Here is a 13,042-nt window from a genome sequence, read left to right on the forward strand (position 1 = left end):
CCGGGCCTTTCGCGTACCCGGGGCTTTCGCCTACGGGGGACGGGGCACCCCTCAGGGGGTGTCCCGTCCCGCGGGCTGCTCCGGTTGTTCCGGCCCTTCCGGCTGTTCCGGCTTCTCCGGATTCTGCGGCTGTGTCGGCTCCTGCGGTTGCTCCGGCTTCGTCGGCTTCTTCGGCGGGTCCTGCGGGGCCACCGCATAGGTCTCCACCGACCAGAGCGAGTAGCCGTACGGGGTCGCCCGGGTCTCCCCCTGCACCCGCAGGAAGCGCGTGTCCGCCGCGTCCATCCGGACCGACTCCCGGCCGCCCCGCCCGTCCGAGACGGTCGCCGCCGTGCGCCAGACGCGGCCGTCGGCCGAGACCTGGACGCGGTAGCGGGAGGCGTACGCGTCCTGCCAGTGCAGCACCACCCGGCCTATCCGCGCGGGCTCGGCCAGCTCCAGCTGCCACCAGGCGCCGTCCTCCGCCGGGGAGGACCAGCGGGTCGCCGCGTCGCCGTCCACCGCCGAGGAGGCGGGGAAGTCCGGGGTCTCGTCGCCCGAGGAGGAGGCGGTTGCGGCGCGGGCCAGGTCCGGGCCCGCCGTGCGCGGGAAGGCCCGCACGGTCAGGACCCGCTCCTCGCCCGCGAACGACACCGGCACCCGGTACGAACCGGCCGGCACGTCCGCGCCCACCGACACCTCCAGGGGGACGGTCGTCCGCGCGCCCCGCTCCACCACGGCCTGCTTCGGGAGCCGGACCGCGATCCCCTTCGGGGCCTTCGCCGTCATCGGCGCGCGCACCTCGCCCGCGCGCAGCCCCGTCAGCTCGACGTCCACCCGCCGCGCGGGGCCGCCGATCTCCGCGTCCGTCTCCGTGCGGGCCAGTTCGATCCCGGCGCGCGGCCCGTCCGCGAACCACGGCACCAGCGAGCGCACCTCGGGCGCCGGTCCGTCGCCGCTCCAGACGACCCGCAGCGCGTCCGCGCGCAGGCCCTTCAGGTCGGTCTGCGTCCAGCCGGAGGGAGACAGCGGGCCGAGCACCCGCCAGCCCTCCCCGGGGACGTACGCCTCCACGCGCGCGTCCGTGCGCGTGCGTGCATCCGGGTCCGTGCCCGGGTCCGTGCCCGGGTCCGTGTTCGTGCCCGCGGCTGTGCCGGTACGCGCGGTCATCACCGTCAGGGCCTCCACGGGCCGCGCCCGGTCGAGCCGCACGGTGTACGAGTCGGGGGCGCGGTCGGCCTGCCGCGCCGGGGTCCGGTCGGCGCCGGTCCAGGCCGCCGACTCCGTCACCGCGCGGGTGAGGAACGGGTCGAGGACCCCCGCACCGACCGTCACCCGGCTCGCCTTCAGGGCCTCCCGGAGCGGTTCGAGGCGCAGCTGCGCCTGCCAGGCCGCCGCACCGTCGCCGCGCGCCTGGGCGAGCAGCATGTCGACCGCCGTCTCGCCCGCCAGGCCGTACCGCGAGAGCTGCTCCAGCCAGGGCCCCGTCTCGTCGTCCAGGGCGCCGTCGGCGGTCGCGGCGAGCCGCTCGGGGGCCCGGCGCATCACGGTGAACGCGGCCCGCAGTTCGCGCGCCGCGCTCTCCTCCGTACGGGCGCCGGTGCTCGTACGAGAGGCCCAGAAGGCGGCCATGAGCGGCTTCAGGTACGCCGATTCGCCCTTCGGGTCGAGGATCGAGGAGGCGTCGTTCCCGGCGAGCGCCCGCAGCGCCTCGCGGGCGGCCGGGTCCGGTCCTGCGAGGTCGTCGACGGCGGCGCGCCAGGACTCCTGCGGCCGGTAGCCCTTCGGGTTCCAGGCGTAGTCGGCGGCGGTGAAGAGCGGGACGCGGGAGGCGGCGGGCTGCTCCATGGCGTGGGCGAGGAAGGCGGCGGAACCGGCGGCCACGGCCGGGTCCCGGCCCGTGGAGGGGCCGAGGAAGAGCCGGTCCTGCGCGTAGTCGTTGACCGGGTAGTTGTCCATGGTGACCAGCGGGTGGCCCAGCGCCTCGCGGGCCCCGGCCAGTTCGCCGCCGGTGATCGTGCGCGGGACGACCCCGACGCCCGTCCACGCGACCCGCACGTCCGTGTCGAGGGCCCCGGCGAGCTCCGTGCGGTAGTCGGTCGCACCGTCCTGGTAGTACTCCGTCGGCAGCACCGTCAGCGGCTCGCCGTCCGGGTGCCGGTCGGCGAGGTGACGGGCGACGGCGTTCGCCACGCGCGCGTGGGCGGCGGCCGCGCCCTCGGCGTCCCGCCCGAAGGCGTCGGCGTCCTTCGAGCAGTGCCATTCGCCGTACCCGGCGTCCGGGAACTGGAGCTGGAAGGAGCGCACCCCGAGCTCCCACATCGCGTCGATCTTCCGCGTCAGGGCCGCCACGTCGGCGCCGGAGGCCAGGCACATGGACTGGGCGGGCGCCACGGCCCAGCCGAGCGTCACGTGGTTGGCCCGGGCCCGCTCGGCGAGCGCGCGGAACTCCTTCTGCTGCGCCGCCGGGTAGGGCTCGCGCCACTGCGCCTGGCGGTACGGGTCGTCGCCGGGCGCGTACAGATAGCGGTTCTGCTTGGTGCGGCCGAGGAAGTCGACCTGGGCGAGGCGCTGCTCCAGGCTCCACGGGCTGCCGTAGAAGCCCTCGGTGAGGCCCCGCTCGGCCGTGCCCGGCCAGTCGCGCACGACGACCCCGGGGAGCTCCCCGCCGGCGCCGAGGAGCTGACGCAGCGTCTGGACGGCGTGGAAGAGGCCGTCCTCGCCGACGCCGTCCAGGACGACGGTGTCCCGCCCCTGGAAGCGGCCCGTCGCGAGCCGGTAGCCGCCGCGCGGCAGATCGAGCCGCTCGGGCACGCGCAGGGCGCCCATCGCCTCCTCGGCGGCCTCGCCGGAGGGCCCCGCGACCCGGAGGACCGGGCCCCGGCCGGGGAGGCCGGTGTGGACGGTCCGCACCCCGGCGGCCGTCAGCAGGTCCCGCAGGGCGGTGAGGGCGTACGGATCGGCGTCGGCGTCCGCGAGCAGCGTGACCTCGGCCCCGAGGCGTACGGAGGGCCCGCGACCGGTCAGCGACTGCGGCCGGGGCCAGACGGCGGGAGTCCCGGTCGTGGTGGCGCCGCCGGTGGCATCACCGGTCGCGGAGGGCGCGGTCGGTGCGGGGGCCTTCGGCGCGGGTGCGGGGGCTTTCGGGGACGCGGCGGGGGCGTCGGCCGAGGGAGGGAGGGGGGCCGCGTGCACCGCGCCCGGGGCCGCGCCCCCGAGGAGTCCGCCGATGACGGCGGCGGCGACCGCCGTCGCCGTGCGCTTCCTGCGCGCGAGATGCACGGGAACTCCCTTCGACCCGGTCGGCGTCCCTGCCGGTCGGTCACGAGTGGGTCACGAGCCCACCACCCGTCGCACGGAGGTGTCAATGCAGGTGGCCGATGTGTCGGCTTTGCCCGGCGAGCCGTCACGGAGATGACGCCACTTCGCCACTTTCCGCCGGTAAAACGAGGTGCGGTGGGTAGGGCTTCATCTGTTACCCCCAGCTCCACCTGTCGAGACGAAACCGGGAGACCCCCGTGACCACGACCGCCCGCCACCTCGGACGGATAGCCATTCCCGAGCAGTCGGCAGGTCCCGGCGCGCCGCCCACCAGCGCGCCGCCGACCGACATGCCGCCGACCGACTCGCTGTCGACCGGCTCCCCGCTGACCAGCGAGCCGCCGCTCCCCGACACCACGCCCCTCACCAGCGAGCCGCCCCTGACCGAGGCGGCGCCCCTCACCAGCGAACCCACCGTCCGCGGCAGCGCGGGCGGCACGGAGTCCCCCGGAGTGTGAAGTGACCCTGGCCCGTCTCGCCGCCCGTCACGGCGTCGCCACCGAGTACAGCCCCTCCGCGGGCGTCACCGTCTCCGTGTCCGACGCCGCCGTGGTCGCCGTCCTCGGCGCCCTGGGCGTGGACGCGACCACGCCGGAGGCGGTCGCCGCCGCCCTCGACGCGGCGGAACGGGCCGAGCGGGACCGTCTGTTGCCCCCCACCCTGGTCCGGCGGCGGGGCGAGCCCGTGCGCCCGCCGGAGGACCTGCCGCCCGACACCCGGCTGCGGGTCACCACCGAGGAGGGCGAGGTCCTCACCGGCCGGGACTGGGAGCGGCTGCCCCTCGGCGTCCACACGGTCGAGGCGCAGGCCCCCGACGGGCGCGCCGCCACCGGCACCCTGATCGTGAGCCCCGCGCGCGTGCCCGGGCCCGAGCGGCGTACGTACGGGCTGCTCGTCCAGCTCTACTCGCTGCTCTCCGGCCGTTCCTGGGGCATGGGCGACCTCGGGGACCTGCGGGAGCTCGCCACCTGGGCGGGCCGGACGTACGGCGCCGGGTTCGTCCAGGTCAACCCGCTGCACGCGGGCGTGCCCGGGGCGCCGAGCGACCCCTCCCCGTACCGCCCCTCCTCGCGCCGCTTCCCGGACCCGGTCCATCTGCGGATCGAGTCCGTGCCCGAGTACGCGTACGTGGACCCCGGCCGCCGCGAGGAGCTGGACCGGATCCTCGCCGAGGCGGCCGAACTGCGTGAACGGGTCCTCGGCAAGGGCGCCCTGATCGACCGTGACGCGGTGTGGGACGTCAAGCGGCGGGCCCTGGAGCTCGTGGTCGGGAGCGTGGAGCTCGGGCCCGGGCGGCGCGCCGACTACCACGACTTCCTCGCCGAGCGGGGCCGCGCCCTGGAGGACCACGCCACCTACCAGGCCCTCGCCGAGCGGCACGGGCCCCACTGGCGCGGCTGGCCCGAGGAGCTGCGCGAGCCGCGTGCGGCGGAGCGCGCCGTGCGCGCCGACCCCGCCCTCGCCGCCCGGGTCGACTTCCACTGCCGGCTGGCCTGGCTGACGGACCGGCAGCTGGCCGAGGCCGCCGAGGCGGCCCGCGCGGCCGGGATGGAGGTCGGGATCGTCCACGACCTGGCCGTCGGCGTCCACCCGGAGGGCTCGGACGCCTGGGCCCAGCAGGAGGCCTTCGCGGCCGGCATGTCGGTCGGCGCCCCGCCGGACGCCTTCAACGCCCGCGGCCAGGACTGGGGCCTGCCGCCCTGGCGGCCCGACGCCCTCGCCGCCGCGGGCTACGCCCCGTACCGCGGCCTCCTCCGGGAACTCCTGCGCCACGCGGGCGCCCTGCGCATCGACCACGTGATGGGCCTGTTCCGGCTCTGGTGGGTGCCGGAGGGCAGCGAGCCCACCGGAGGGACGTACGTCCGGTACGACGCCGAGGCGATGCTCGCCGTCCTCGCCCTGGAGGCGCACCGCGCGGGGGCCCTCGTCATCGGCGAGGACCTCGGCACGGTCGAGCCGGGCGTACGCGAGGAGCTGTCCCGGCGCGGGGTGTTCGGGACCTCCGTGCTCTGGTTCGAGCGGGACTGGGCGGGCACCGGCCGTCCGGTGCCGGCGGGGGAGTGGCGCGCGGAGTGCGTGGCCACCGCCACCACCCACGACCTGCCCCCGACGGCCGCCCGGCTCTCCGGCGACCACGTCGCCCTGCGGCACCGGCTCGGGCTCGTCGACGGCGACCCGGAGCGCGACCGGGCGGCGGACGCGGCCGAGACCGGCGAATGGCTGGGCCTGTTCCAGCGGCTCGGGCTGCTCCCGGAGGGGCCGGGGGCCGAGGAGGCCGAGATCCTGGCCGTCCACCGGTTCCTGCTGAGCACCCCGGCCCGGATGGTGGGGGTGTGGCTGCCGGACGCGGTGGGCGACCGCCGGCCGCAGAACCTGCCGGGCACGTGGGACGAGTACCCCAACTGGCGGCTGCCGGTCGCGGGTCCGGACGGCCAGCCGCTCACCCTGGAGCGCCTCACGGCCTCGCCCCGCGCCCACGCGCTGTTCCGCGAACTGCACGCCCGTACGGAGCGGGGAAGAGGGTCCGGAAACGCCCGTACGGACCCGGGGGAGAGGGCTCGGTGACGCCCCGTACGGGACCCCGGGAGGAAGGCGCGGTGACGCCCGCACGGACCCCGGGAACGCCCGTACGGTACCCCCGGGCGCGCGGTCCGTTTAGGTGTTCGCTACGTTTGCACCGTGGACAAGAAGAACGCCCTGCGCGCCGGCGCCGTCGCGGCCGGTACGACGCTGATGATGCTGCTCATGTCGTCCCCCGCGCTCGCGCTGACCCGCGACGACGGTGACGACCCGGCCCCCAAGCTGGAGGTCGTCGAGACCCTCGGCCTGTTCGTGGTCACCCCGCTGGTGCTGTTCCTGGTCATCTGCGGCCTGGTGATGGTGCTCGACAAGTCCAAGAAGGCCTGACCCGCCACTCCGTCTCTCCGAGGGCGCCGCACGGTACCGACGTACCGTGCGGCGCCCTCGCGTGCGTCCGGGCCCGGCCCGCGCCTCACACGGTGGCCGCGAGCAGCTTCCGGAGCAGTCCGGCCAGCTGCTCCGACTCCTCCTCGGTGAGCGCCGCTTCGAGGGCCGCCCGCTGCTGTCCGAGCCCGGCCCCGACGGCCTGGTCCACCAGCTCCTTGCCGTGCTCGGTGAGCGTCACCCGCAGCCCGCGCCGGTCGTGCGGGTCGGGGCTGCGGGTGAGCAGCCCGGCCTTCTCCAGCTTGTCCAGCCGGCCGGTCATCCCGCCGGTGGTGATCATCAGCGTGGCGGTCAGCTCGCGCGGTGAGAGCGTGTACGGCTCCCCGGACCGGCGCAGGGTCGCGAGCACGTCGAACTCCCCGAGCGCCATGCCGTAGGGCGCGTACGCCTTGTCCACCCTGCCGCGCATGGCGTTGGCCAGCCGGTAGATCCGCCCGAAGACGGCCATCGGCGCGGTGTCCAGGTCGGGGCGGACGGCCGCCCACTGGTCGGTGATGGCGTCGACGGCGTCGTGGGCGGGGCTCTGCGTGTCCATGGATCCAGTGTTCCCTTCTCTCCTCCTTGATGGCAACCAAGCCACTTGCAAGTAAGTAGCTTAGTGGTAAGTTAATTACCGCCAAGCCAGCCCGGCTCCGCAGCAAGGTCCGCAGCAAGGGGGAAACCGTCATGTCCCGCAAGGCCGCCGTCGTCGCCCTGACCGCCCTCGCCCCGATCTCCTGGGGCTCCACCTACTTCGTCACCACCGAGTTCCTGCCGCCCGACCGGCCCCTCTTCACCGGCCTGATGCGCGCCCTGCCCGCCGGACTCCTGCTCCTGGCGCTCACCCGCAAGCTCCCGCAGGGCGCCTGGTGGTGGAAGTCCGCCGTCCTCGGAGCCCTCAACATCGGCGCCTTCTTCCCGCTCCTCTTCCTCGCGGCCTACCGACTCCCGGGCGGCGTCGCCGCCGTCGTCGGCTCCGTCGGCCCGCTCTTCGTCGTCGGCCTCGCCGCGCTCTTCCTGGGCGACAGGCCCACGCCGAAGACGCTGATCACCGCCGTCGCCGCCGCCTTCGGCGTCAGTCTCGTGGTCCTCAAGGCCGGGGCCGCGCTCGACCTCGTCGGCGTGATCGCCGGACTGCTCTCCTCCCTCTCGATGTCGGCGGGCGTCGTCTTCACCAAGCGCTGGGGCCGCCCCGAGGGCGTCGGCGCCCTCGCGCTCACCGGCTGGCAGCTCACCGCGGGCGGCCTGATCATCCTGCCGATCGCCTTCCTGATCGAGGGCGCCCCGCCGGCCCTGACCGGCACCAACCTGGCCGGCTACGCCTACCTCGCCTTCGGCAACACCGCGATCTCCTACTTCCTCTGGTTCCGCGGCATCGAGCGGCTCAGCGCCTCCTCGGCCACCCTCCTCGGGCCCCTCTCGCCGATCACCGCGGCGATCATCGGCTGGGCGGCGCTCGGTCAGGCGCTCGGCCCGGTGCAGGTGGTCGGCATGGTCATCGCCTTCGGCGCGACCCTGGCCGGGCAGATGGGGCCCCGTACCCCGAAGGGCGGGAAGAAGACCGAATCGTTCAGCTCAGCTGAAAAGAACGGTCAGGAAGTTTCGATGGACCTGGAGGTTTCGGGGGTGCGACGGTAAGCGGCATGACCCTGATCGCAGCCCGCCACCCGACCACCACCTCAGCCGCCACCACCGCCCCCGACACTCCCGCCCCAGCCGCCACCACCGCCCCCGACAGCCCCGCCCCAGTCACCACCACCGCAGCCACCGAGAGGCCGGCGCCCGCGAGGAAGCTCGCGCGGGGCGCCGGCCTCGGCGTGCTCCTCGCCCTGCTCGCCACCGTCGTCTGGTCCGGCAGCTTCGTCGCCACCCGCGACATGGCCGACACCGTCCCGCCCGTCCAGGCCGTCTTCTGGCGCTGGATCATCGCGCTGATCGCCGTCGCCCCCTTCGCCGCCCGCCCGTTCCTGCGCCAGTGGCGGACGATCCGCCGTCACCTCGGCTTCGTCGCCCTCGCCTCCCTGTTCGGCGTCGCCCTCTACAACACCCTCGTGCACCAGGCCGGACTGACCACCTCCGCCTCCAACATGGGCATGATCATGGCCGCCTCGCCGGTGATCATGGCGGTCTACGCCCGGCTCGGCGGCGAACGCCTCGGCGCCCGCCGCGTCCTCGGCATGCTGGCCGCCGCCCTCGGCGTGCTCCTGCTCGTCGGAAAGGGCTCGCTCGCCGTCGACCTCGCCGCCGGCGACCTGTGGATGTTCGCCGCGGCCCTGTCCTTCGCCACGTACAGCGCCCTGCTCAAGCGCAAGCCCGCCGAGATCGACGGACTCGCCTTCCTCTTCACCACCTTCCTGCTCGGCGCCCTGATGCTCGCCCCCGCGTACGCCGTGTCCCTCGCCGTCCAGGGCGGGTTCACCGTCGGCGTCGCGACCGTCGGCCCCCTGCTGTACGTCGGCGTCTTCTCCTCCGCCGTCGCCTTCTTCGCCTGGAACAAGGCGATCGCCCTCGTCGGCGCGGCCCGCGCGGGCGTCGTCTACTACCTCCAGCCCGTCTGCGTCGCCCTCCTGTCGTACGCGCTCCTCGGCGAACGCCTCGGCGCCCTCGGGGCCGCCTGCATGGCGCTCATCCTCGGCGGCGTGGCGCTGGCCGCCGCCACCGGGGCGCGAAAGGCCGGATAGGTTGCGCCCCATGACCGAGTGGGACATCAAGAAGCTCCAGATCCTCCGCACCCTCCGTGACCGCGGCACCGTCACCGCGACCGCCGAGGCCCTGCTCATGACCCCCTCGGCCGTGTCGCAGCAACTCACCAACCTCGCCAAACAGCTCGGGGTGCGGCTCCTGGAGGCCCAGGGCCGCCGGGTCCGGCTCACCGACGCCGCCCATCTGGTGCTGCGGCACGCGGAAGTGGTCTTCGCCCAGCTGGAGCGCGCCGACGCCGAACTCGACGGGTACCTGCGGGGCGAGGCGGGGCAACTGCGGGTGGCGGCCTTCTCGACGGCCGTGCCCGCGCTCGTCGTCCCCGCCGTCCGGCAGCTGCGCACCGCCCACCCCGGGCTCGACCTCCGCGTCCGGGAGGCCGAGGCGGCGGAGGCGTACGAGCTGCTGACCGCGGGCGAGGTCGACCTGGCGCTCTCGCTCGCCGCCCACGCGCCCTCGGTCCGCGACCCCAAGTTCAGCCGGGTGCCGCTCCTCGCCGACCCCCTCGACGTCGCCCTGCCCGCCGGGCACCCGCTCGCCGACGCGCCCGGCCTCCGCCTCGCCGACCTCGCCGCCGAGCCGTGGATCTTCGGCGGCTCCGGCCCCTGGTCCGAGATCACCACCGCCGCCTGCGAGGCCGCCGGCTTCGTCCCCGAACAGGCCCACAGCGCCTCCGGCTGGACCACGATCCTCGCCATGGTCGAGGCCGGGATGGGGATCGCGCTCGTGCCCCGGATGGCCTCCGCCGAGTGCCGGAGCGGTGCCGGGGTCGTCATGCGCGTCCTCTCCGCCGACCAGCCGCGCCGCCACGTCGTCGCGGCGGTACGGCGCGGCGCGGAGGACGGCCCGGCGACGGCCCGGGTGCTCGCCGCGCTCCGGCAGGCCGCCGCGGCCCGCGAAACCGTTCAGCAGAACTGAACGACACCATCGAAAACATTCGATGGACCGTGGAGAACGGGCGCGGGAGAGTCGGGTCATGAGCAGCTTCGACGCGAACGACGCGAACGCCGAGACCACGGACCCGCACGCCAACGACGCCGCCCCGTACTCCGGCGGCGACCCGTACGCCGACTACCGCTCCGGTGACTTCCCCTTCACCGAGCTCGTCGACCTCGCCGACCGCCGTCTCGGCGCCGGGGTCGTGGCCGCCAACGACGAGTTCTTCGCCGAGCGCGAGAACCTCCTCGTCCGCGAGCGGGCCGTCTTCGACCCGGAGCACTTCGGCCACAAGGGCAAGATCATGGACGGCTGGGAGACCCGCCGCCGCCGCGGCGCCGACGCCGACCACGTCTTCCCCGCCCCCGAGGACCACGACTGGGCGATCGTCCGCCTCGGCGCCCCCGGCGTGATCCGCGGCATCGTCGTCGACACCGCCCACTTCCGCGGCAACTACCCGCAGAAGGTCTCGATCCAGGCCACCGCCGTCGAGGGCACCCCGAGCCCCGCCGAGCTCGCCGACGCGAAGTGGGAGGAGCTCGTCCCGCCGACCCCCGTGCGCGGCCACGCCGCCAACGGCTTCGCGATCGACGCCGAGCGCCGCTACACCCACCTGCGCCTCTGCCAGCACCCCGACGGCGGCATCGCCCGCCTCCGCGTCCACGGCGAGGTCGTGCCCGACCCCGAGTGGCTGGACCTCCTCGGCACCCTCGACCTGATCTCCGTACTCAACGGAGGCTCGTACGAGGACGCCTCGGACAAGTTCTACTCCTCGCCGACCCAGATCATCCTGCCCGGCACCTCCCGCAAGATGGACGACGGCTGGGAGAACCGCCGCCGCCGGGTCCGCGGCACCAACGACTGGGTCCGCTTCCGGCTCGCCGCCCAGGGCGCCGTCCGCGCCGTCGAGATCGACACCGCCTACCTCAAGGGCAACTCGGCCGGCTGGATCGCCCTCCAGGGCCGCAACGGCGAGACGGGCGAGTGGTTCGAGATCATCCCCCGGACCCGCCTCCAGCCCGACACCCTGCACCGCTTCAAGCTCCCGGCGCAGGCCGTCGTCACCCACGTCCGCCTCGACGCCTTCCCCGACGGCGGCGTCGCCCGGATGCGGCTCCACGGCACGCTGACGGAGCAGGGCGCGGCCGACCTGCGCGCCCGGTACGCGGCACTCGGCGGCTGACCCGCGGGTCCCCTCCAGAGCTTCCGCCCGGCGGCGCGGCCGCGCGCCGACGCCCGCCCGCCGGGCGGATTCCAGACGCGGCGAAGGGGCACCTCCGTGGGGGAGGGTGCCCCTTCGTCGTCGCTCCGCACGCCTGCGAAGATCATCCGGCTGTGCGCGACCGTCGAGCACCTGGGGGACCCATGAAACGATTCCGATCGACAGCGAGCAGGGGCGCGGCCCGGCTCGCGGCCGCGCTCGCCCTCGCGGCGGCACTGCTCTCCGGACTCACCGCCCCGGCCTTCGCCGAGGACGTCGTCGACCCGGCCACCGCGCCGCCGGTGCGCACGATCACGTACAACGTCTGCGGCGGGTGGGAGGAGTGCCAGAGCGACCTCGACCTGCCCACCTGGACCGCCGAACTCCGCGACCAGACCCTGGCCTGGGACACGGACGCCCTCATGCTCCAGGAGCTGTGCTTCGGCCAGTGGGCCGCCCTGCGCGACGCCCTCCCCGGCTACAGCGCCGTGTGGACGTCCGCCAGGACGTACTCGGGCTGCGACAAGTGGTCCACCGACAACCGGTTGGGCCTCGGCATCTTCGTCAAGGCTCCCGCCGTGGAGCGGTACGCGGCGGGCCTCACGGTCCCGGCCGGCCAGTCACCGCGCTCGGTCCTCTGCGCCCGGGGCCCCGTCGACGGGCGCACCACCCTGGTGTGCAACACCCACCTCGCCCAGTACATCGAGCCGGACAACGGCTCCTCGCAGGTGATGGCACGCATCGACACCTGGGCCGCCGGAGTCCCGGTGATCCTGGGCACCGACCTCAACGCGGGCACGGAGCCGGGGTACGACCCCGCTCTGAACCCGATACGCCAGGGCACGCCCGGCACCGGCCCCTTCGCCGAGGCCGACGAGAACGACCGGGACTTCTTCACCGAGGAGTGCGCCACGAGCGGCGCCGGCTCCTGCCACTCCGGCGAACCCACCGTCGCGAGCGGCAAGAAGTTCGACCACGTCTTCCTCAGCGCCCGCGACTTCCACACCGTGCGGGCCGACGCGTTCACACCCGAGTCGCCCGGAACGAAGCCCCTCTCCGACCACAAGCTGCTCCGCGCCGCCGCCCACCCGGAGACCCGTCCCGGCTCCGGCGTCGACACCGATCTGACCGGCGACGGCCGTCCCGACCTCCTCGCGGTCAAGGACGACGGCAATCTGCGGCTCTACCCCGGCACGGGCCAGGGCACCTTCGGCACGCCGCGGCTCATCGGCACCGGCGGCTGGGCCGGCGCCGTCGTCAGCCACCGCGGCGACTGGACCGGCGACGGCCGTCCCGACGTACTCGCCCGCATCGGCGCCGACCTGTGGGTCTACCCCAACACCGGCAGCGGCGAGCTCGGCCCGCGCCTCGCCATGGGCGGCCGGCCCACCGGCTGGACCGGGATCACCACGCTCGCGGCGGGCGACATCGACGGCGACGGCCTGCCCGACGTCCTCGCCCGCAGCGTCACCGGCCTGTGGCTGCACCGCGGTGGCGCGCCCACGGCGGGACAGCCCGCCTTCGCCCCCAGGGCCGCCCTCTCGATCGGGGACAAGGAGTGGGCCGGGTACGACGTGCTGACGCCCGGCGACACCGACGGTGACGGACGGGCCGACGTGTGGGCCCGGGACCGCGCGACCGGGGCCGTCAAGCAGTACCGCAGCCAGGGAACCCAGCACCTCGGCACCGACCCGACCACCCTCGACGGCGCCCCGGCGGCCGTCGCCGACCGCCGCCTCCTGCTGTCGGCCGGCGACGCGAACGGCGACGGCGCCCCCGACCTGTGGTCCACCCGCACCGCGGGCACCGCCGAGAACCTGGAGTTCCTGCCGGGCACGCCCACCGGCTTCGGCCAGGCCGTGACCATCGGCACCGGTGGCTGGCAGTGGATCGACTCCCTGGGCTGAGCCCACCGAGCACACAGGAAGGGCCCCCGGACCGACATCGGTCCGGGGGCCCTTC

General features: G+C 75.0%; 10 protein-coding genes. 8 read left to right on the plus strand and 2 right to left on the minus strand.

Annotated elements, in window-relative coordinates:
• Positions 1-51: 51 nt before the first annotated feature.
• Positions 52-3,261, minus strand: a complete 3,210-nt coding sequence (locus ACZ6K0_RS14775) for a beta-N-acetylglucosaminidase domain-containing protein (RefSeq protein ID WP_469233598.1) — start codon at positions 3,259-3,261, stop codon at positions 52-54.
• A gap of 236 nt (positions 3,262-3,497) precedes the next feature.
• On the opposite strand from ACZ6K0_RS14775, the gene ACZ6K0_RS14780 reads away from it, so the two are divergent.
• From ACZ6K0_RS14780 to ACZ6K0_RS14790, 3 genes are all read left to right on the plus strand, one after another.
• A complete protein-coding gene (locus tag ACZ6K0_RS14780; protein WP_376405812.1) occupies positions 3,498-3,758 on the plus strand; it encodes a hypothetical protein in 261 nt (86 codons plus the stop codon).
• Position 3,759: 1 nt separating this feature from the next.
• Positions 3,760-5,865, plus strand: a complete 2,106-nt coding sequence (gene malQ, locus ACZ6K0_RS14785) for a 4-alpha-glucanotransferase (protein WP_469233597.1) — start codon at positions 3,760-3,762, stop codon at positions 5,863-5,865.
• Positions 5,866-5,979: 114 nt separating this feature from the next.
• Positions 5,980-6,207: a hypothetical protein gene (locus ACZ6K0_RS14790; RefSeq protein WP_376405816.1), complete on the plus strand. Its 228-nt coding sequence runs from the start codon at positions 5,980-5,982 to the stop codon at positions 6,205-6,207.
• Between the two features lie 85 nt (positions 6,208-6,292).
• Here ACZ6K0_RS14790 and ACZ6K0_RS14795 read toward each other — a convergent pair whose 3' ends face one another.
• Positions 6,293-6,799, minus strand: coding sequence for a MarR family winged helix-turn-helix transcriptional regulator (locus ACZ6K0_RS14795; RefSeq protein WP_469233594.1), 507 nt, complete (start codon positions 6,797-6,799; stop codon positions 6,293-6,295).
• A gap of 131 nt (positions 6,800-6,930) precedes the next feature.
• On the opposite strand from ACZ6K0_RS14795, the gene ACZ6K0_RS14800 reads away from it, so the two are divergent.
• From ACZ6K0_RS14800 to ACZ6K0_RS14820, 5 genes are all read left to right on the plus strand, one after another.
• Positions 6,931-7,881 (plus strand): EamA family transporter, encoded by a 951-nt coding sequence (locus ACZ6K0_RS14800; protein WP_376405820.1) that lies wholly within the window; start codon positions 6,931-6,933, stop codon positions 7,879-7,881.
• Positions 7,882-7,886: 5 nt separating this feature from the next.
• The gene (locus tag ACZ6K0_RS14805; RefSeq protein WP_469233592.1) at positions 7,887-8,924 is read left to right on the plus strand and encodes a DMT family transporter; all 1,038 of its coding nucleotides are present in this window, start codon (positions 7,887-7,889) and stop codon (positions 8,922-8,924) included.
• Between the two features lie 10 nt (positions 8,925-8,934).
• A complete protein-coding gene (locus ACZ6K0_RS14810; protein WP_469233590.1) occupies positions 8,935-9,861 on the plus strand; it encodes a LysR family transcriptional regulator in 927 nt (308 codons plus the stop codon).
• 58 nt (positions 9,862-9,919) lie between these two features.
• Positions 9,920-11,062, plus strand: coding sequence for an allantoicase (gene alc, locus ACZ6K0_RS14815; RefSeq protein ID WP_469233588.1), 1,143 nt, complete (start codon positions 9,920-9,922; stop codon positions 11,060-11,062).
• Positions 11,063-11,244: 182 nt separating this feature from the next.
• Positions 11,245-12,987: an FG-GAP-like repeat-containing protein gene (locus ACZ6K0_RS14820; RefSeq protein WP_469233586.1), complete on the plus strand. Its 1,743-nt coding sequence runs from the start codon at positions 11,245-11,247 to the stop codon at positions 12,985-12,987.
• Positions 12,988-13,042 lie beyond the last annotated feature (55 nt).

The organism is Streptomyces sp. NPDC042346, from assembly GCF_055581845.1.

What these genes read in the sequence shown, in the direction of transcription:
- alc (WP_469233588.1), top strand. Translation starts at nt 9,920, where the DNA reads ATGAGCAGCTTCGACGCGAACGACGCGAACGCCGAGACCACGGACCCG.
- ACZ6K0_RS14820 (WP_469233586.1), top strand. Translation starts at nt 11,245, where the DNA reads ATGAAACGATTCCGATCGACAGCGAGCAGGGGCGCGGCCCGGCTCGCG.
- ACZ6K0_RS14810 (WP_469233590.1), top strand. Translation starts at nt 8,935, where the DNA reads ATGACCGAGTGGGACATCAAGAAGCTCCAGATCCTCCGCACCCTCCGT.
- ACZ6K0_RS14800 (WP_376405820.1), top strand. Translation starts at nt 6,931, where the DNA reads ATGTCCCGCAAGGCCGCCGTCGTCGCCCTGACCGCCCTCGCCCCGATC.
- ACZ6K0_RS14795 (WP_469233594.1), bottom strand. Translation starts at nt 6,799, where the DNA reads ATGGACACGCAGAGCCCCGCCCACGACGCCGTCGACGCCATCACCGAC.
- ACZ6K0_RS14805 (WP_469233592.1), top strand. Translation starts at nt 7,887, where the DNA reads ATGACCCTGATCGCAGCCCGCCACCCGACCACCACCTCAGCCGCCACC.